Genomic DNA, 21,223 nt, shown 5'->3' with positions numbered 1-21,223 from the left:
AACCGACAAGATTTGAGCTGCACAACATCAGCCGTGCAGCCCATCTCAGAGAGGTCAGGATTTTATCTAAGCCCGAAGTTTTGTGACAAAGCCTCATCTTGTTGCGCCACAGCCTCAGCCGTTTTCGTCAACTGCATTTCAATATCCTGCATTAATTGGGAAAAGTCCTGAACTTTAGGCTTCAGTTCTCTGAACTGGTCATCGAAGCGTTCAAACGCGCGACCTTCCCATTCTCCACGAAGTTCTTCCTGAAGATTCGTCAAATCTCTCAAGATTTGCTCGATTTGCTGCGAGCTTTGACCATATCTTTTTGCTCTTGCCTGTAGTTGATCTGGCGTCATACGAATTTGTCCTGCCATACATCTCATCTCCCTTTACAAATAGTTTGAATTGAAGGCTTTTAAGTAAAATATTGTTAGTGTCTGCTCCTTCTTACTTAAGGCTAATGAACCAATATTTTACTGTCAACTGACTATCTGTCATTTTTTGAAAATTGATATTTTGGTACTAAATTTTCCATGGAATTAGTTTCCAAATAAAATTTTTTAGGTATTTATACCCTTGTAAAAACCGGGTAATATTGCCCACGTTTCAAGGATTTAGTTAAATAGTCTAACCTCTCGAATTGAAGAATTTAGATATCGAATAGTTCATTAGCCCAGATTCTACATTCCCAGTAATTCTCACCGGCGATGTCTGGTAAAAAATGATAAAAAATGGATATCGCCTTAAATGAAGGGGAATATATACTTTAGTCGTTAAGCAAGCATATATATTCCCATATCGCCAAACTCGTGTATAATTATATTTCGAGTTTCGAAAGAAAGGGAGAGCTGCATGACAGAACAAACAATTACCGATAACGCTTCAAAAGATAAAATTTGGACAAAGGATTTTGCCCTGATTTGCTTGGCAAACTTTTTTATTTTCCTTGGATTTCAAATGACGTTGCCCACCATACCACTGTTTGTCCAGCAATTAGGTGGCAGTGATCAATTAATCGGAATCATTACGGGTATTTTCACTTTTTCCGCTCTATTACTGCGTCCATATGCCGGGCATGCCTTAGAATCAAGAGGAAGGCAATTCGTCTATATGATCGGCCTTGCCATTTTTGTCATCTCTGTCGGTTCTTATGCAATTATCGCAAGTATCGCTTTTTTATTTGTCATGCGTGTCATACAGGGAATTGGTTGGGGGTTTTCCACGACGGCTACGGGGACCATTGCCACCGACCTGATTCCGCCGAAACGAAGAGGCGAAGGAATGGGCTATTTTGGATTGTCCGGCAACCTGGCACTTGCTTTCGGTCCGGCTCTCGGTTTGACCTTGGCAGGCAAGATTTCCTTCACGCAGCTGTTTTTGATTTGTTCCGCCCTCGGGGTAGTTGCTCTCGTCCTGTCATCCCAGATCCGATATAAAAAAGTGGAACAATCCAGCCATAAGACGGTTACCGTGAAGTTTGACATTTTCGAAAAAAGCGCTATCCAGCCTTCCGTGCTGTTGTTCTTTATTACAGTGACTTTTGGAGGAATTGCTTCTTTTCTTCCTCTATATACAGCTGAAGAAGGTATCGCAGGTATCGAGATGTACTTTCTTGTCTACGCGCTGTTTTTAATGGTTTCACGGACTTTTGCCGGCAGACTATATGACAAGAAAGGACACCTGCTGGTCTTTCTTCCGGGAACGTTGATGATTCTCAGTGCCATGATACTGCTGGTCTGGCTGCCGAATTCACTGGTCTTGTATATCGCTGCTGCCTTGTACGGACTTGGCTTCGGCAGCGTGCAGCCAGCATTGCAGGCATGGTCGGTCGATAAAGCTCCAGCCAACCGTAAAGGCATGGCCAATGCCACTTTTTTCTCATTCTTCGATTTAGGAGTCGGTGTAGGAGCGATGGCATTCGGGCAAATCGCCAGTGCTTTCGGGTATAGTTTCATTTACCTGACAGCGGGCGCATCCGTCTTCGTGTCCATGCTCCTGTACATTATCTTGCTGGTAAACAGTAGTAGAAAAACCGCCTGACCCCAAAAACCTCCGCGCCTGTTCGGGCTGCGGAGGTTTTTTTGGTGCCAGGCGGTCGAGTAGGCGTAGAGGAGGGGGGTCAGTCCCCGGTTTGGGGGACTGTCCCCAACACGCCTTCTTCTATGAAAGGTTGGTCAGGATTTCTTTGATTTGATTGGCTGTTTGTTCCGGCACTTTATTTATGTTGATCGGTCCTTTTGCTGTTCCGATAGTGATCCCTGCAAGTCCATTGTCCCTTTTCACATCACAGGAAGTTATCTCTTCATTTGCCACCTTTACATCATTCGATTGATCAGAAGCCGCCATATGATAAAAACATGTTTTTTTACTCGTCACAAATAACAATTGGGTCGGTTTGTCGCTTGGAGCTGCCACTCCAAGCAGCTGCTCATCTTCTTCCAGATTATTCGCCGAAAAAGTTTTAATGTACCTCTTCATGATCCCTTTCCGGCCAAAGCCTGCATTTTCAATCGTATTCTTAATGCTATCAAACATATTCTTCCCCTGCCTTTCTTTACCGATTATACCTTACGGAAACTTGGGCAACAAAAAAGAGCCCCTGGCTTTTTTGGTTTATCCGAAGACTCTCTGCTAGTATCTTTCCCTTCCATTTGTTTTCCACTAGAAAACGAAAGTAGATTTGATTATACAGGCGTGTTCCTTATTCCACCCAACACGCAAAAGTTCAATCTTCTACTTCTCTATATTTATCATGCTCTGGTCGAAATAAATCTTCCTCCGCATTTCGAACCATGGAAAAATGATCGACATTGTAATGTCCATGCAGTGTCCTGTTATGATGATGGATGATCTTGTGTGCCGGCAATACCTGGGAATCGCTTGTCGTATGACCATCCCCGACCAGCGTTACATCAAACTGATTGATGGTAGCGGTTCTGACAGCTGTATCAATGCAATGTTCTGTTTTGCACCCCATCACAACTAAATGTTCTACCTCATTTTCGAGTAAATATTGTTTTAATGGCGTTCTGTAAAAGGAGTTGGTTGCCTCCTTATCGAAAATGACAGCTTCAGGCGGAACATTGATATCTTCATGTATTTGAAACCCTGCGCCCTTCCCTAATGCGACTTCTAAATCTCTCACAAATACAAGTAATGCCCGATTGCTCTTAGCCTTTTCAATTACCAAATTGATGTTGGCAATGATTTTATCCTTTTCCACAACCCCTTCTTCCACCTTGCTTCCGTCCATTAAATCCTGTTGCGCATCAATTACCAAAAGAGCCTGTTTCACTTGATCTCCCCCTGTTTATTTATTGTTGACGACGGCTTAAATACATAGCGTATCGGCGTAATCTGTTCCTCTTTTCCCGGAACATATAAGGAAACGGACGGGCCGGCGATATCCCCTTCAAAACCAGAAGGAAAGCTGCGCTCCCCATTTTCATCCAGGTACACAATCCCTTCATGATTGCCTCCCCAGTTTCGGATGCCTTTATAAAGCACGCCAAAATGATTTTCTTCCCAATTTTTTATGTCTGCTTCCAAATCGATATTATCCAACATATTGATGACGATGGAAAAATCATTGGCAGGATTGTAGGTTTCAGTCCCTTCTCCCTCCCAATCCTGTTTATGGACGGTCACCCTATTGCCTGCAGGTTCGTCTGAATAGATCAAATACCCGGATTGCAATAAGTGGTCATCATCGTATCCATAAAGATACATATAGATACTGGTAATCGTTCCATCTCTGTCAAACTCAATTTCTACATCATTCGTCATCAGATTCGGTTCCATGTCCATCTTTTCTTTTACATCTTCCATAATCCCGTCCAACTTGGCAGTGAAAAAATCATCGTTGTCCAATCTGATTTTCGTATCGGTCTTCAGCTCATTTATTTTCCAGGCCAATGCTCCGTTGAAGTTGACTGCATTCTTTCCGACATTATATGCCCCGAGTCCCGTAATAAGTAGCAGAAGAACAGGTGCCGCCATCCAAACAGCGAAAGGGAGAGACTTGGATTTTTTCAATTTACCCAGTGAAAGAGTACTGCTTTTTAGTATTGGGAAAAATGTTTTATCGTTGAAGTATAAAAAATACCACTGTTTGTTTTCTTTCAACCTGATCAAATCATCCAGTGAAAGAGTGTGCCGCCCTCCTTCAGCAGGGGAGTGAATCTCCAGTTTGGAATCGCGGATTTCCAAGTGATTGTCCGGATTATATAAATACACTTTTTTCATTTGCTTTCGGTATAGACTGACCTGATAGATTAAGAGAAGTAACAGTCCTGCACCGATAACCATAAACAAGGGGACATTTGTCTTCAGCTGACCTATTTTTGTAATCGTTAACAAAACCTTCCACAGCAATGCGTATAGAAGTAACAGGATCCAGCTATGCAGTCTTCCGAAAAACAAATCCCGCAGAAGCATTCTTCTATAAATCTTTTTGGATAATGGATTCCTCATGCTTGTCACTCTTTCTAATCAGTAGGTAACTTCATGTTAACATTATTTTCCTGACAGTTGGGGGAACTTCAAAAAATTGTTTTCCTGGAACCTCTTTCGATTCGTCCTTTATATGTTAAAAAAGCACCATGCCAAAGGGCACGATGCTTTTGCTTCCTTTTCCTATTACTGCCAGGATCATTGAAATTAAGTTTCCGAAATTCCAATCCCCCGCATTACAGATCACCGACTTGCCGGTTTTAGAACTTGCGGGGACAGTCCCCCGCCACTCTACCAAGACGCAGTGCTACCATGTTGGGGGACTGTCCCCGTTAACTTCTCAGCGCATGTACATGCCGCCGTTTATTTCGATGGTTTCGCCTGTGAGGAAACCTGCAAGGTCGGAGACGAGATAGAGCACAGCTCCTGCTACATCTTCTGGTTCGCCCCCGCGCTGCAAAGGAATCGATTTAACCGTGTTGGTCCGTCCTTCTGCTGTGGAAAACGTATTGTGAAACGGTGTATTGCCAATAAAACCTGGTGACACGGCATTGACCGTTATATGGGAAGGAGCCAGCTCTTTGGCCAACGCTTTTGAATACGTCAGGACAGCGGCCTTTGATGCAGCATAAGCAGATGCCCCCGGGCCGCCTCCATTATGGGCGGCAACCGACGTCATGTTGACGACCTTTCCGCCTATTCCCCCCTCCTTTTTTGCCGCCTTCAGCAACGGCAGGACAGCTTTTGTGACGAGAAAAGTGCTGGTCACATTAACGTCGATCACCTTGTGCCACAGTTCCTCGCTCATCTCCTCGATTGTCGCCCGTTGTACCATGTGGCCTGCATTGTTCACCAAAATATCAAGCTCTTCGTTAAAAAAAGCTGCTGTTTCAGCAGCCAACTTGTCTATGTCACCACTTTTCAATACATCCGCCTGGACTGGCCGGCTTTTACAGTCGAATCCTTCAATCAGCCGGACTACTTCCTCAGCACCCTCTCTGTTTTTCCCATAATGGACAACCACATCGGCACCTGCTTCGGCCATTCCGAGGGCGATACTTCTCCCGATTCCGGTCCCGCCCCCTGTCACGAGCGCCTTTTTCCCTTGTAAATCAATCATTCTCCCACTCCTTTTCCAAAACGTTTGTTATAGATATAGCCAGCTTCAAGCATCCTCCAACCGCAGATAGCCGCTTCGCTCCATCCTTCTGAAAGCAAAAGAGGCGATTTTGGTACAGGCCGCAGCAAGGAAGCTGATTCCGCAAATCAAAAACAACAGCGGAACATAAGCCAACACCAGCCCGCAAACTATTATCAAAACGGTTAAAGCCAAGGAAACAATCGGAATCAAGATGGCAATCGTTGCCGAAAAACGGACGCTGTTTAAAACCGGCAACCGGTAACGAACAGCTATCGGCAGGATAAGCAAGGATGACAACAGGTAGATGAACAACAGACTGACAAGAAAACAGGCTGCGACAAACACAGGTACATTCGGATAGCTAAACAACAGCCGGATGTCGTAATAAAGAAACAAACCGAGAGCCAGCCAGACATAACCATACAGTTGGCATTTCAAAAAACTAGCTTTATAGACAGACCAAAAGACACCGCCTGAGTTTATTTCCGTTTCCGGATGGCGAAGGCGTGCCTCCATGACAGCGAATGTAGCATACAATGCCGGAAATAAACCGAAAACAATCCCGCCCGCCAACAGGCCGGCCATGGCTCGCAGCTGAACTGCCACGAGGAAATAAACTTGTTCGCAGAATTGATTGAACCTGCCCATCATCCCCTCTTCCATACGGACTGCCCCCTTCCTCGACTTTCGTCTTTAAGCCCTTTACTTCAATAAATCCTCGCGGAGCGGTGTGAATGTATCAAGCAAAATCCCTTTTTCAAGCGCCAGTGCCCCATGGACCTGATTGCCCGGGATCACCAATGTTTCTCCAGCGTGCACAAGATGTTTTTCACCCTCGATCGTGAATTCGAAACTACCCTCCATGCAGTAGGTCAATTGTTCATGCGGGTGACTATGTTCCGAACCCTCCGCCCCTTTTTCAAAGTGGACCTCCATCATCATCAATGATTTACCGGGTGTGAAAACTTTGCGTTTCACGCCTGGTTCTGCCTGCTCCCACTCTCCTGGCATATGATCGTGCCCCTTTCTGGAATTGATATTCTTTATGATAACAAAAAAAGAAAACGTTTTCACTTTTGATTTTTTTAGATGGAATAAGGTTTTTTTTAGCCAGTCTTCAACCAACCTTGATCCGTCTGTCCTTACGAGGTATTTCCATGGAAACTTTGGTGCCCTCACCTTGCTGCGATTGAATAGTCAGACCGCATTGTTCGCCGAATAACAATTGAATCCGGCGATGGACGTTGCTGACCCCGATTCCCATCTTGTTGCTGACATCCTCGTACTTTTCCCGCCGGAGAACTTTCCTGATATCACGCAATCGAGCAGGAGTGATTCCGGCACCGTTATCGATGACTTCCACACGAAGCCGCTTCTCTTCAGCGGTTGCCCGGATTGTAATTTCCCCCTGGTAGCGGTTTTTGCGCAAACCATGGTGGATGGCGTTTTCGACCAGCGGCTGCAAAGACAGCTTGACCACCTCTTCATCGAAAAGATCTTCCTCTATCTCGAACGTTATCGGTAGATGCTTTTGAAATCGGTGCTCTTCCACAATCATGAAATTTTTCACATGGTTCATTTCGTCCTCCAAGGTGACGATTTCCAAATTCCGAACCGAGTAGCGGAACATTTGCGATAAGGAGATGGCCATTTCCGAAATTTCTTCCGCATCATTCAATATCGCATAAGAGTTCATCGTTTCCAGTGTGTTATGGAGAAAATGAGGATTGATTTGTGACTGGAGGGCCTGAAGTTCGATTTTTTGCTTTTCGTATAACACTTTGTGATTCTGCAATTCCGCGGCATATAAATCATCGACGAGCGTCGACAAGCGGTCGATCATTTTGTTGTAACTGGTGACCACACTGCTTATTTCATCGGTTCCTCGAAGCGGCTTTATCGGTTCCCATTCACCGATCTCCATTTTTTTCATACCTTTTTGAATCTTCCTTAATGGCTTTACAATACTGTTCGCGAATCCAATCGAGACGACCAGCGCTACCATCAGAGACAAAACCAGGACGAATACCACCTGCTTTTTCATCCCGGCAACCGGTTCATAAATCACCTCTTTCGGTGTCATCGCAACCAGCGTCCAATTAGTCTGGTCGGAGTGGTCTGCATAGAAAATCATTTCCGTGCCGTCCCATTCCCCCGTAAATGTTTTCTTGTCGGTGGTGGTTAACTGATCTTCCAATTGTTTGCCAATAGGATTGCCGAGCCATTTTTGATCTGGATGGTAGACAACGCGATGATTATCATCGAAAATCCAAAGGGATGTCCCATTTTCAAACTGGGCGATGTTCCACAGTTCTTCCAATGCCGTTCCGTTCAATTCCACCCCCAGTATCCCTTTCGGTACAAACGAAGACAAGCCGCGCACCCTGCGGACAATACTGACGACATATTCCTGATTGTACAGACTTCGATCGGCAAGCAGCCGAATCCGTCCGTTTTCCGGCGTCGTTTTTAGCAAGCTACGATAGATCGCTTTGGAGGGAAACGGTTCTTCTTCCATGGAGGATTTATTTTTGGAAAGGACATATTGTCCGTTTTCACCCAGCAGATAGATCAGATTCAAGTGTTGATATTTCAAATTGAGATTATGCATCTGGCTTTTAATCTCTTTCGAATAGTAATATTGCTCCAGCCTCTGGCTCTCATCGATTTCCAGAAAGCCTTTCACGGTGCGATCCGTCAGCAACGGCAAGGTTGCCAATTCCAAATCCCGAATGAACAAATCGGTTTGATAACTGGCATTTTCCACAATATACTCCAGGTAACCTTCTGACTGTTTTTTGATTTCCAGGGTGGTCTGTCGGTAAAACAACCAAGTGACCAGACTGACGGAGACCAGGATGACGACGACGAAATAAACAAGCAGCCGCTGTTGAATGTTCAAACGGTATATCCAGCCCTTCATCAATCTACCCCCATCTTCCTCCGAAAGCCTGAAGGCGTCTGTCCTGTGTACTTTTTGAACGTCTTCGTAAAATGCGGGTGATCGTTCAATCCAATCAGAAAAGGAATGTCGATCACTTTTATGTCTTTTTTCAACAAGAGCTCCTTGGCTTTTTCCATGCGCAGGCTGCTTCGGTATTTCACAAATGTCTGTCCGGTTTCCCTTTTAAACAGCTGGCTGAAGTAGGAAGCATTTAAGCCAAGCTTGCCCGCGACTTCTTCCAGGCTGATTTCTTCATCTAGATGGTCGAGGATATAGTTTTTGGCCATCTCAATCGGATCGACCTCGTTTCCTTTACGCTTTTGCTCAAGCAGTTGAATTATTTCTATGCATTTATTCCTAAAGAGCTTGTCTGCTTCCCCCTTGCCCGTTGCGGCAATTTCCCAGTGGAAAGCGTTCATCAATTGACTGCCCTTGGACGCAATCCGATGAAAAAGCACTTCCATCACATGGCTCAAAATGTTGCAGTAATATTCTGAGGAAAGCTGCTTCACTTCCATCTGTCCGGACCAATCCTGAAACACTTTTTCCGCTTCCAGGCGATCAAGAGACCAGATGGATTCTCCCAGCCCAGCCAGCAATTCATCGATTTCATCTGCCCCGATAAAGTCATGCTGTTTGGTTTTCAATCCTTGCAGACACCGCTCGACGGTTTGGGAAAGTTTTTCCTTGGTAATCGGCTTCAACAAGTATTCTTTAACCCCGCAGAGTATCGCTTTCTGAGCGAAGGTGAAGCTGTCGTATCCGGATACGATGACCCACTGCGCCTCCCCCTGCAACTCTTTGTACCCGGATATCAGTTCCAAACCGTTCATTTCCCCGCCTTCAATATCGGTGAAAATAATGTCATACCTTCCCTCTTGCAAATAAGGAATTGCATCTTCTGCATAGGCAGCCTCGGAGATGCTGTCCAGATTAAATCCTTTCACTCGAATCGTTTGCAGCAACTTTATCAGTCCACGCCTTGTCAACGGTTCATCTTCGATTATCAGGACACGCAATTCATTCCCCTCCCATTTTTAAAGCGCTTACATTTATGCTTATTATAAACTAATGGACGATGAATAGGTATGAAAAATCCGGATTTCAAACGAATTTGTTAGTAAATCTATGAGACGTAATCGGCCGATATCCAAAAAAAACACAAATTGTACAAAATCGACTCCATGGATGAAAGCCCTTTCAATAATTATGCTTATGGAAATATCTAAAAAGGAGGCAGCCAAATGACTTCACGGAAACTGGCACTCGTCTGGAAACATAAAGCACTTTATTTCATTGCATTGCCAGGCATCGCATACTTCATCATCTTTAAGTATATCCCGATTATGGGATCGGTGATCGCCTTTCAGGATTACAACATTTTTCAAGGCATTACAGGAAGTGCTTGGGTGGGATTGGAACAATTCGAAAGAATGTTTCAGTATCCGGAATTTTTACGGATTCTCAAAAATACCTTGCTGATCAATTTATATGATATTGTTTTCGGTTTTTCTGCTCCGATTATTCTTGCCTTGATGTTGAATGAGGTCAGAAAATTGCTGGCAAAAAGAATCATCCAAACGATTGTCTACATGCCCCATTTCCTGTCCTGGGTGATCATCAGCGGTATTTTTATCGGAATCTTGTCACCATCTACCGGGATGGTCAACCATTTTTTGAATCTCTTTGGCATTGATTCGATTTACTTCCTGGGTGAGGACAGTTTTATCCGCACAATTATTGTCGGCTCCGGAATGTGGCGGGAAACCGGTTGGAGTACGATTATCTATTTAGCTGCCCTGGCAGGCATCAACCCACAATTGTATGAAGCCGCAGATATCGATGGCGCCAATCGATGGCAGCAAATCTGGAAGATTACCATCCCGACCTTGATGCCGACGATCATGATGCTGTTCCTGCTGCAAATCGGCAATTTCTTGGATTTCGGCTTTGAGCGGGTCGATGTTTTCCTGAATCCTTTCAACCGTGTCAACGGGGAGATATTCGATACGTATATCTATGAAGCCGGCTTACTGCAAAACCAATACAGCTATACAACCGCCATCGGGATTTTTAAATCAGTAGTAGGATTGATTCTGCTGGTCGGGGCCAACTTTGTCAGCCGTAAAACCACCGGCAACAGTCTATATTAGAAAGGAATGATCATATGGCTATCAAAGAGAGTCGTGCTCGCAAAGCTTTCCTGAGAACCAACATGGTTGTATTGATTCTTGTGTCCCTTATCATGATTCTTCCGTTTATTCACGTTTTGGCTCAATCATTCAGCAGTTCCGGAGCGATCGATCAGGGAAAGGTCAGTTTCCTCCCGGTCGAATTCACCTTCGATAATTACAGCTTTGTTTTCCAAGACGGAAGTATTTGGCGGTCATTCGGCGTCACGATATTCATCACGGTGTTCGGCACCTTGTTCAATTTGATTGCGACAGCATCGCTTGCCTATCCCCTATCGAGAAAAGAATTGCTCGGCCGCAAATTCCTTCTGTTCATGGTATTGTTTACGATGATTTTTTCGGCGCCGCTGATTCCGACCTTTTTAGTGGTCCAAAACCTCGGTTTGCTGAACACGGTATGGGCGTTGATTTTTCCGACAGCCATCAGTGCCTTCAACCTATTCGTGATGCGCTCCTTTTTTATGCAGATTCCGCAGGAGCTAATCGAGTCGAGCCGGATGGATGGACTGGGCGAACTGCGTATCCTGTTTCAAATCATACTGCCGCTCTCCAAGCCGGCAATGGCCACACTCGGGATTTTTTACGCTGTTTTTCATTGGAACACCTATTTCAATGCATTGATGTTCATCGAAGATCGAAGCTTGTATCCACTCCAGATCAAATTAAGGGAAATGATCGTCGATGAGAATTTCACCTCAGACCCTACCTCAGACTTTTACACAACGATGCTTTCAAGTTCTCCCGAAGGAATCAAAATGGCCACCATTATTGTAGCCACGGTTCCGATTTTGCTGATTTATCCGTTTTTGCAGCGCCATTTCATCAAAGGGTTCATGCTGGGCAGTTTGAAGGATTGAAATGGAGACTGCTTCACTCGCTGGATTTTTACTGCCGTATAAAAAATTGACAACTGCATCTAAAAACAGACGAAAGCGCCATTGCAGGCAATGTGTTAAAGTCTTTTGTAAGCACTTACATTTTATTTATCAAAGGGGAGGAACAAATGAAAAAGCGAACGGTTTTGCTGGGAGTCATGCTCGTCATTCTTATTGCAGTGATGGCAGGTTGCAAGGATTCAGAATCTAAGGCTTCAAATGAGCAGGGAGGAAACGAAGACGAAGGTTCCGGCTTTTCGATTGCCATGCGTACCCTGGCTACGCCGTATGTGGAAAGCCATCCGGACATCAATGATGATAAATACGTCAAAGAACTGGAAAAGCTGACGGGCACCGATATCAATATCCGCCTCGTACCGCACAATGAATATGTGGAACGGATGACCTTGATGCTCGCCTCCAATGATATCCCAGATGTCATGCAGGCCGGGGGCGGTGTGCTGGGTCCCGAATTAGCCGGCGGGGTCGAAGCAGGTGCCTTCATGCCGTTGGATGATTTGTTGAAAGAACACGGCCAGCACCTTCTCGAAGCCATCCCTCAAGAGGCATGGGATCGGGTGACCTATGACGGAAAAATTTATGCAATACCGGAATACCTATCCAATCCTTCACGACGCGGAACCGCCATCCGCATGGATCTCCTGGAAAAAACGGGGTTGGATGTACCGAAGACGACCGATGAGTTTCTCGAAGTCATGCGTGCTTTTAAAGAGCTCGGAGTAAAAAATCCCTATCAGGGCCGGGAAGACTTCAAATATTCGGACACATTTTTTGGAGCATTCGATGCCTTTCCATATCAATGGGAGCTATACAACGATCAAGTTGTGCCAAAGTTCATGGCCGGGGACAAAATCAAGGATGCACTGGAATACTACCGCACCATGTATGAAGAAGGACTGATCCATCCCGAATTTTTGACTATCCAACAACCAGAATACCGCAGTAACATTATTGCCGGAAATACTGGGATGTGGTCAATGAACGCTGAAGAAGTCAATGCATGGGAACAGGAAATCCAAAACAATGTGCCAGAGGCCGAAGTCGCGATCATTCCATCACCAGTCGGTCCAGACGGAAAAGGCGGACACTACTTATACGGCCAGGTAACCCGCTCCTTCCTGATCAGCAGTGAAACGGATGCGAATGTGGAAGACATCATCAAATTCTTCGACTGGCAGGTCACGGAAGAAGCGGAAAGGTTTTTCACTTATGGAATTGAAGGCGACACGTATGAGCTTAGCGAAGACGGGACAGTCGATTATGAAATGAAAGACGATACGAATTTCCTCAATGAACAGCATTATCGCAACCGTTGGCTGTGGATGATCCGTGACGCCACTTACACAAAGGGAATCCTCGAACTGACCGATGAAGGACAGGAGTTGATGTCGGTGTTCGATGACATCCTGAGCAATGAAGGACGGGACAGTATCTTGTACGATCCGCCATTGGAAGCGATGGAAAGCAACCCGGATATCCGTCCAGGCAGCGACACCCCTTCTGATGTTTGGATGACCGGAGCAGCAAAAATCATCCTCGGCCAGGAACCGCTCGACTATCATGACACCATCGTCGAAGAATGGTTGAACAAGGGCGGCAGTCAGGCAATCGAAGAAGCGACCAAACGTTATAACGAGGACGACGGCGTGTTGTCCCGATAAGCTGTCATTCATGCTATCCCTTCCCGTTTTCCATATCCGTTCGGTCCCCCATGACCTATAGGTCGCCGGCGGATTTGGAAAAGCGGGAACCAATTTGATTCGAGGAGGTCTTTTTGTGAAAGAAACGTTGTTCAAATTATACCAGCCGGAAAGCGGCACATTGAACATCCCTTATCAGCCAGACGAACAGACCGGGATCATCGAAAATCCCCCGCGGTTCACCTGGATGCCGGCAAAGCTTGAAGATGACTTCTATGTGTTGCAGCTATCCACCGATGCTGCTTTTCCGCAGGAGGACACCTTAACCTATCAGCCGATACCGCACAATTTGTTCACCCCGGACCGTCCCTTGCAGTCCGGCACCTATTTTTGGCGTTATGCACTCTTGGATCAGGAGGAAAACCGGGTCAGCGACTGGAGCAAAGTCCGCCGTTTTATTATATCGGAAAATCTTCCGGAAACCCCTCTCCCTGACCGAAGCAGCCGATATGCAGAGGTGAACACCGCCAGGCCCCGGCTCTGGTTGACAGAACAGGCTTTGTCCGATTTCCGGTCAAATCTGTCTGCCGATCCGGATTATTGCCATTGGAAAAATTTTTACCGCCATTCTGTAGAACCTTACCTGAGCATGCCACTTATCCAGGAACCGGCGCCATATCCAAATCACCAGCGTACCGCGAAGCTTTGGCGGAAAATGTATATGGACTGCCAGCAGGTATTGCATGCGATCCGCCATTTAAGCGTTGCGGGCGTGATTCTGAAGGATGACAGTATCCTGTCAAAAGCGAAAGAATGGCTGCTCCATACAGCTAGCTGGAATCCGGACGGGCCGACGTCCAGGGACTACAACGATGAAGCCGCCTTTCGTATCGTCGGTGCACTTAGCTGGGGTTACGACTGGCTGCTTCCATACCTTTCCGAGAATGAGGCCGACTTTGTAAAAAAACAGCTGTTCATCAGAACTGAGCAAGTCGCCTTTCACGTCATCGAACGATCCAAAATCCATCAGGTCCCATATGACAGTCATGCTGTCCGTGCCTTGTCATCTGTTCTTGTTCCCGCCGGAATTGCCTTGTTTGATGATGTTCCCGAGGCAAGAGAGTGGCTTGATTACACCATCGAGTATTACAGCGGCCTTTACACCCCCTGGGGCGGGGCGGATGGCGGATGGGCTGAAGGCCCCCATTACTGGCTGACCGGTATGGCCTATGTCATCGAAGCAATGAACCTGTTGAAAAACTTCAACGGCTATGACCTGTATCGACGGCCATTTTTTCAAAATACCGGTGATTTCCCTTTGTATGTCTACCCACCCGATACAAACCGAGCCAGCTTCGGGGACCATGCCAATCTTGGCGACCTCCCGGGATTGAAGGTGGGCTTCAACATCCGGCAATTTGCGGGTGTTACCGGGAATCCTTATTACCAATGGTATTACGAGCAGACTAAAAAGTATGATACCGACCCTTATGACAAGTTTTACAACAAAGGGTGGTGGGATTTTCATTTTGATGAAATGATGTACCTGCACGATTATCCGGAAATCGAAGCAAAAGCTCCATCCGATATCTCTCCTGTAAAATGGTTTAAAGATGTCGGATGGGCTGCTATGCACAACCGGATGGATGATCCGGAAGAACATATTATGTACCTGACAAAAAGCAGTCCTTACGGTTCGATCAGTCACAGTCACGGCGATCAAAACGCTTTTGTCTTGCACGCCTTTGGGGACCCCTTGGCAATTCACAGCGGTTATTATGTCGCTTTTAACAGCACGATGCATACCAACTGGCGCAGGCAGACGATTTCCAAAAATGCCATTCTGATCGACGGGAAGGGTCAGTATGCAGGGAAGGATAAGTTCCTGGCCAAGGATGCCTGCGGACAAATCGAAACCGTCGAACAGAAAAAAAATTATGCTTATATACGGGGGGATGCTACCGCTGCCTATCAGTATGACGTTCCTTACCTGACACGTTATACGCGGGAAACATATTTTGTCGATGACAGTTACTTCATCCTTGTGGATACAGTCAACCTCGAACAGGATGCGGAACTCGACTGGCTGCTCCATACCCTTCAAGAGATGGAGCTTTCCCATCAATCGTTCGTGGTGAAAGGAAAAAGTGCAGCGTTGGAGGGAAGATTTATCCATTGCTCAAGCGGTGAATTGACATTGAACCAATACAATGACTTCCCTGGGGTCGACTTGGATGAATTGGAAGGAAACCCGGTCCATTGGCGGCTGCACGCCAAAACCCGCCCGGCATCCGAGCACAGGATTGTCACGCTGCTTCATCCGATGAAGAAAATGGAACCGGCCTATGTCTCTTACTTCATCGATGACCAGGGGTTTAGTCAACAATTTTATTTCACAAAAGACGGGAAGACATTCCGGTTGGAGCTGCCGAAGGAATTTTAATCCCCGATTTATCAGGAATCAGCGAGAGTCTTTTCATCCAGAAGGGCTCTCGTTGTTTTTCAAAGGAGAAAACAAAACGAAAGGCGGAGAAGTATGAAAAGTAGAATCGTGTGGTTCAGCCTTATCTGTTTGTCACTTTGGTCTTGTTTGTCTGTATTGCCAGGCAATAGTCTCCATGCTGCAGCAACAGTTACCCACTATCCTGTCATCGATGTCTCTGCAAGTGTCCATGATGGAAATATTCCGGAAAACACACTGGATGACAATCTGTCGACAAGATGGTCGGCTCAAGGAAACGGCCAATGGATTCAGTATGATTTAGGAAGCATCCAGGAGTTGGGCTATCTTGGACTGGCTTTCTATAACGGCGATATCCGTTCCACCACCGTGGATATTGAATTGTCCGATGACGGTATGACGTGGACCAAGGTCGTTGAACAGCAGGAAAGCAGCGGTACATCCATAAACCTGGAAGCCTTTGACTTTCCAGATCAAGAAGCGAGGTATGTAAGAATTATCGGTCATGGCAATTCGCGGAACGATTGGAATAGCATAACAGCTGCCCATATCTATCCTCCCAACCCTGACGGCCCTATCGTGGAAGAATTAGAAGCCATTGATCCCGGCCCGGTACCTGACGCCGATCCATTCACCAAAGCCGGTCTTTATTTGCCTGACCAAACACCATATGTCCCATCCTCCCCACATCCGGTGACCGGAAAGACGCTCAATGTCACAGACTTTGGGGCTGATTTACGGGATAACAGCCATGATGATGCCCTTGCCATCAATGCAGCCATACAAGCTGCTGACTCCGGCGATGAAGTGTACTTCCCTGATGGAACGTACAACTTGATGGGCACCATGGAAAATGACTTCACCTCCCACATCTACTTAAAGGATGAAGTAAATCTTCGGGGCGAATCAGAAACAGGTGTAGTGTTGGTATCAAATTTTGATATGAAAGAAGTGCCTAACAGTAAAGTAATGACAGCCTATGGAAAACACGATTTGGCGATTTCCAATCTAACCATCACTTCCACTTTTGATGGTGATTATTCAGATAATCCAAGTGAAAACAATCCCGAGCACGGAGGTCCTGCTTATGGTATTTTTATAGCCGATTCTGCCGGACAGCCTTCCCATCACATTACCGTAAGCAACATCACCATCGAAAAATTTCAACGGATGGGTGTGAGGATAGAAAAAAGCAACCGGAACACCGTCGAACAGGCGACCTTTAAAAATGCGACGGACGTCGGCGGCGGTGGTGCCGGCTATGGAGTCGGAATCCAGGGGATACAGGGTATCAACAGACTGGGACACGCCAATGACACGTATTTTAATATAGTTAGAAACAGCCATTTCGAGGGCCCCTATCTCCGCCATGGAACGCTGATCCAAAACTATGCCCACAACAACTTGGTCGAGCACAACACCTATCGGGATGTCATCCATGATGCAGTCGACTTGCATGGCCAGCGGGAATATTTAAATGAAGTACGCCATAACCGTTTAGTCGATATTCCGCGCGGCGGTATCGGAGTCGGCAATACTGGCGGAACGCCGCCAAATTCCCATTCTGCTTCGGGAGCAGGAAACTATATCCATCACAATACTCTATCAAATACGCGGGACGGCATAATCGTCATGATGGGATCGCCGGAAACAGTGATCGAGAACAACAAAATCATGCATACATCGACCCCGGCCGATGCGAAAGGAATCTATTTACTGAACGCTCCAGGTACAATCGTCAAAAACAATAAAATAATGAACAATTACGCCGAGGGGTTCTGGGGTATCTTTATCGCAGAAGATGACGGGGATATACGCAACGGCGGCAAGGGTGCCGGAATACCGGAAAATATATTAGTAGAAAAAAACATACTAATCGGCAATAGCAACGGAATTCGGGTGGAAGCAGGGAAAGAGATTACCATAAAAGATAATGTCATCCGGCGGACTGTTGGTGAGGATTATGTCAATTTGATAGAAAGTGAACCAGTCATCCAGTCCCTGACCCCCTCCCATGATGCGTTGATAGACATTGAAAAGCCTGATGCAAATTACGGAATCATCGACCAGGAGTTGATTGACACAGAAGCTCCGGACCGCAACTTTTATAAGTACTTCAACATCAAACAAAACCCGGATAAAAGTAAAGGAAGAATGGCGCTCTACCGATTTGACTTGGATGACTTAGAAGAAATGGAGTCGGCTGAGTTCCAACTGACAGGGAAGACCGGAAGCAATACCACTTCCGTCACACTAAGTATCTATGGAATTCTGAACAATGATTGGCAGGAGGATTCTGTCACCTGGAGCAACGCCCCCAATGTTGCTGAAGACAGAGTCGAGGTAACCGGAATTGGTGATTCAGCATTTTTCCTGGGAACCATTACTGTCGACCAAGCTGAAACCACCCTTCATGAAATAGATGTTACGGAATTTGTTGAGGAGTATGGTTCGGAAGCAATCAGTTTTCTTGTCGCAGATACGCAAGGGCAGAATGGAAACGTCAACATCTACTCAAAAGAAGAAACCAATGCAGCCCGCAGACCAGCCTTGACCATCACCACCAAACCATAAACACATGGAAGGGGAGTCCCCCACCGCTCTACCACGACGCAGCGCTATCATGTCGGGGGACTGACCCCATCATTAAGTCAGGTTAATTTATAAACAAATGTTTCATACGGTTGTAAGGCTACTTCGGACAGGTTCTCCTGACCGGTCCGTTTCCGGTTGTTCGTAATCAACAATTGCTGATGTTTTCCGTCTGTTATATTCCCGAAGCTGCGCTTTTGTGCATTGCTGCTGAAATTGCAGACGATCAGCAATGTTTCTTCCTTCATCGATCTGGTATAGGCAAAGATTTCTTCATCTTCCTCCAATAATAGCTGGTAATCCCCATGGACAATCGTTTCTTCTTGCTTCCGGAGTTCAATCAGCTTTTGATAAAAGTAGAAGATGGACTCCGGGTCTGCTAACGCCTTCTCGACATTGATTTCTTTATAATTCGGATTAACACTTAGCCATGGCTCCCCTGTCGTAAATCCGGCATGTTCACTTCCGTTCCACTGGACCGGTGTCCTGGCATTGTCCCTCCCTCTAGCATAGATTGCTTCCAGCAGTTTTGCCGAATCAACCCCTTCATCTTTCATCCGTTCTTCATACCAGTTCAGCGTTTCGATATCCCGGCATTCTTCTATCGAAGGAAACGGTACGTTTGTCATCCCGATTTCTTCGCCCTGATAAATGTACGGTGTCCCCTTCATCATATGCAGGCAAACAGCCAGCATTTTTGCCGATTGCTCGCGATATTGCCCATCATCCCCGAACCGGGATACCGCCCGTGGTTGGTCATGGTTATTCCAATACAGGCTGTTCCATCCCTTTTTCTCCAGTCCTTTTTGCCACTTGGACATGATTTCCTTCAGTTCTGTCATCTTCCATGGGAGGTTGTCCCATTTTCCGTTCGGTCCATCCCCTAGTCCGACATGTTCAAAATGGAAAACCATCTGCAGCTCATTCCGATCTTCAGCAGTGAACTTCTTCGCTTCTTCTACTGTAACACCAGGCATTTCGCCTACTGTCAAGATGTCATACTTGGATAAAACTTTCTGATTCATTTCCTGTAAAAACTCGTGGATTCTCGGTCCCTGTACGAAGAATCTGCCACCATCAGCAAAACGCTGACCCGGTTCCGCTTCTCCATCCGGGAAGCGTTGATCTTTGGATAGAAAGTTGATGACATCCATCCGGAACCCATCGACCCCTTTGTCGAGCCACCAGCGCATCATCTGATACACTTCTTCCCTGACGTCAGGATTTTCCCAATTCAAGTCCGGCTGTTTTTTACTAAAAAGATGTAAGTAGTATTCATCCGTTTTTTCATCGTACTGCCAGGCCGACCCGCTGAAAGCCGACACCCAGTTGTTTGGTTCTCTGCCATCTTTTCCAGGCTTCCAAATATAATAATCCCGTTTCGGGTTATCTTTGGATGAACGGGACTCGACAAACCAGGCATGTTCATCGGAAGTATGATTGACAACCAAGTCCATGACCAGCTTCAAACCGCGCTGGTGCATTTCCTCCAACAATTCATCAAAGTCACCCATCGAACCAAATTCTTTCATAATTTCACGATAATTCCGGATGTCATAGCCATTGTCATCGTTCGGCGAATCATAAACCGGCGATAGCCAGATTACGTCCACACCTAGTTTTTTCAAGTAATCAAGCTTCTCGGTGATCCCTTTGATATCACCAATGCCATCGCCATTACTGTCATGGAAGCTTCTTGGGTAAATCTGATAAATAACACTCTCTTTCCACCATTGTTCACTCATCTTTTCTCTCCTCCTCGGATTACGTAAACGTTTACTCTATTTCGTGTACAAGATGGCTTGCTGGTTTACGCAAGCCATTCTCCTTAGACCAACTGCTTCACTGATTGTCGCTCAATGATACGATGCGGCATGATGATGCTTTTTCCGGGTGTCCCGGTTTCCATTCCTTCGAACAGTAATTCTGCTGCCTTTTTCCCCATTTCCCATAGTGGTTGTTCCACCGTTGTCAGTGGCGGGATGGCCATTTCCGAAATTTTTAAGTTGTCATAACCGATTATCGACAGTTCAGTCGGAACTCGGATATTCATTTGGTAAGCTGTTGAAAGTGCCCCTACCGCGATTTCATCACTTGCAGCAAATACGGCAGTGACACCCGTCGCCGCTTCGATAAGTCTTTCGAACAACGATCTGCCGTCCTCGTAGGAAAATCCTTCCGCCGCATAAACAGGCGAATCCTCCCCTTTCAATCCATAGTCACGCAAAGCTTCCTTGAAACCATCTATCCGGGGTTTTCCCGCTACGCTATCTTCGGGATTGCCACTTAACATGGCAATGCGTCGATGGCCTTGTTGGATGAGATATGCAGTAGCAGTGTAGGCAGCATCCTTATCGTCCACCTTTACATATGGAAGCTGATACTTCTTTGATTTTGTCGATACCAGTACAGATGGAACATTCATTGCGACAATCGCTTCATAGTACGCCTCTGTCAATACAGAACTGCCGAAGATGATTCCTTCGACCCGTTTTTCGGATAACAGCTGAAGATAATCCAGCGTTTTTTTCCCGCTGGACGAAGTATTGCAGAAGATTACACTATGCCCAAGCCGATGCGCCACCTCTTCTACCCCATAGAGCAATTCGGATGTCAACATGCCGGACACGTCAGGAAACAACACTCCGATTGTTTGCGTTTTGTTATTGATCAATCCCCTTGCAACAGCATTTGGCCGATAGTCCAGCTCTTTTACAGCCTCCATCACCAATTTTTCTGTTTTAGCAGAATAACCGACAGAAGTATGATTTAAAATCCGCGACACCGTGGCAATCGATACATTGGCATGTTTGGCTACATCTTTGATGGTTGGTTTCATAGTATTCTCCCTTTATCAAACAAAGAGTAAACGCTTTCTTTTTCTTATGTTTGTAAGTTTACTTAATCGCTGTCAGGGTGT

At 46.0% G+C, this 21,223-nt stretch carries 17 protein-coding genes; 6 read left to right on the top strand and 11 right to left on the bottom strand.

The annotated features are described in order from the left end of the window. Positions 1-62: 62 nt before the first annotated feature. Positions 63-359: a WXG100 family type VII secretion target gene (locus tag ABVF09_RS09110; RefSeq protein WP_026571199.1), complete on the bottom strand. Its 297-nt coding sequence runs from the start codon at positions 357-359 to the stop codon at positions 63-65. Between the two features lie 478 nt (positions 360-837). On the opposite strand from ABVF09_RS09110, the gene ABVF09_RS09105 reads away from it, so the two are divergent. Continuing rightward, entirely contained in the window at positions 838-2,025 is a 1,188-nt protein-coding gene (locus ABVF09_RS09105) for an MFS transporter (protein WP_153463032.1), read from the top strand. Positions 2,026-2,145: 120 nt separating this feature from the next. Here the strand turns inward: ABVF09_RS09105 and ABVF09_RS09100 are convergent, their stop codons facing one another. From ABVF09_RS09100 to ABVF09_RS09065, 8 genes are all read right to left on the bottom strand, one after another. Next, positions 2,146-2,520, bottom strand: a complete 375-nt coding sequence (locus tag ABVF09_RS09100; RefSeq protein WP_026571197.1) for a hypothetical protein — start codon at positions 2,518-2,520, stop codon at positions 2,146-2,148. 190 nt (positions 2,521-2,710) lie between these two features. Continuing rightward, entirely contained in the window at positions 2,711-3,280 is a 570-nt protein-coding gene (locus ABVF09_RS09095) for an isochorismatase family protein (RefSeq protein WP_371069041.1), read from the bottom strand. Continuing rightward, positions 3,277-4,458 (bottom strand): hypothetical protein, encoded by a 1,182-nt coding sequence (locus ABVF09_RS09090; RefSeq protein WP_371069040.1) that lies wholly within the window; start codon positions 4,456-4,458, stop codon positions 3,277-3,279. Before ABVF09_RS09090 ends, ABVF09_RS09095 begins: the two co-directional genes overlap by 4 nt. 319 nt (positions 4,459-4,777) lie before the next feature. Continuing rightward, a complete protein-coding gene (locus tag ABVF09_RS09085; RefSeq protein ID WP_153463017.1) occupies positions 4,778-5,557 on the bottom strand; it encodes an SDR family NAD(P)-dependent oxidoreductase in 780 nt (259 codons plus the stop codon). Between the two features lie 45 nt (positions 5,558-5,602). Further along, positions 5,603-6,241: a YesL family protein gene (locus ABVF09_RS09080; RefSeq protein ID WP_153463015.1), complete on the bottom strand. Its 639-nt coding sequence runs from the start codon at positions 6,239-6,241 to the stop codon at positions 5,603-5,605. Between the two features lie 39 nt (positions 6,242-6,280). Then, positions 6,281-6,589: a cupin domain-containing protein gene (locus ABVF09_RS09075; RefSeq protein ID WP_153463012.1), complete on the bottom strand. Its 309-nt coding sequence runs from the start codon at positions 6,587-6,589 to the stop codon at positions 6,281-6,283. A gap of 106 nt (positions 6,590-6,695) precedes the next feature. Further along, positions 6,696-8,501: a cache domain-containing sensor histidine kinase gene (locus ABVF09_RS09070; RefSeq protein WP_371069039.1), complete on the bottom strand. Its 1,806-nt coding sequence runs from the start codon at positions 8,499-8,501 to the stop codon at positions 6,696-6,698. Further along, positions 8,501-9,541, bottom strand: a complete 1,041-nt coding sequence (locus ABVF09_RS09065; RefSeq protein ID WP_026772158.1) for a response regulator transcription factor — start codon at positions 9,539-9,541, stop codon at positions 8,501-8,503. The genes ABVF09_RS09070 and ABVF09_RS09065 overlap by 1 nt, the downstream gene beginning before the upstream one ends. Positions 9,542-9,766: 225 nt before the next feature. On the opposite strand from ABVF09_RS09065, the gene ABVF09_RS09060 reads away from it, so the two are divergent. From ABVF09_RS09060 to ABVF09_RS09040, 5 genes are all read left to right on the top strand, one after another. Next, on the top strand, positions 9,767-10,675 hold the full coding sequence (locus tag ABVF09_RS09060) for an ABC transporter permease (protein ID WP_371069038.1): 909 nt from the start codon (positions 9,767-9,769) through the stop codon (positions 10,673-10,675). A 14-nt stretch (positions 10,676-10,689) separates the two neighbouring features. Beyond that, entirely contained in the window at positions 10,690-11,571 is an 882-nt protein-coding gene (locus tag ABVF09_RS09055; RefSeq protein WP_371069037.1) for a carbohydrate ABC transporter permease, read from the top strand. Positions 11,572-11,717: 146 nt separating this feature from the next. Continuing rightward, a complete protein-coding gene (locus ABVF09_RS09050; RefSeq protein WP_026571189.1) occupies positions 11,718-13,271 on the top strand; it encodes an extracellular solute-binding protein in 1,554 nt (517 codons plus the stop codon). 115 nt (positions 13,272-13,386) lie between these two features. Continuing rightward, positions 13,387-15,693 (top strand): DUF4962 domain-containing protein, encoded by a 2,307-nt coding sequence (locus ABVF09_RS09045; RefSeq protein WP_371069036.1) that lies wholly within the window; start codon positions 13,387-13,389, stop codon positions 15,691-15,693. A gap of 93 nt (positions 15,694-15,786) precedes the next feature. Continuing rightward, a complete protein-coding gene (locus ABVF09_RS09040) occupies positions 15,787-18,285 on the top strand; it encodes a DNRLRE domain-containing protein (protein WP_371069035.1) in 2,499 nt (832 codons plus the stop codon). A gap of 77 nt (positions 18,286-18,362) precedes the next feature. On the opposite strand, the gene ABVF09_RS09035 is transcribed toward ABVF09_RS09040, so the two are convergent. Both ABVF09_RS09035 and ABVF09_RS09030 read right to left on the bottom strand, forming a co-directional pair. Further along, entirely contained in the window at positions 18,363-20,048 is a 1,686-nt protein-coding gene (locus tag ABVF09_RS09035; protein WP_371069034.1) for a glycoside hydrolase family 13 protein, read from the bottom strand. 83 nt (positions 20,049-20,131) lie between these two features. Next, positions 20,132-21,142 carry a LacI family DNA-binding transcriptional regulator gene (locus tag ABVF09_RS09030; RefSeq protein WP_026571186.1) on the bottom strand — a complete coding sequence of 337 codons (1,011 nt, stop codon included), beginning with the start codon at positions 21,140-21,142 and terminating at the stop codon, positions 20,132-20,134. Between the last annotated feature and the right edge of the window lie 81 nt (positions 21,143-21,223).

The organism is Sediminibacillus sp. JSM 1682029, assembly GCF_041366435.1.
GTDB classification, from domain to species: Bacteria; Bacillota; Bacilli; order Bacillales; family Amphibacillaceae; genus Sediminibacillus; species Sediminibacillus terrae.
Note: the sequence above shows the minus strand (reverse complement) of the source record. Positions and strands in the feature narration are given on the sequence as shown.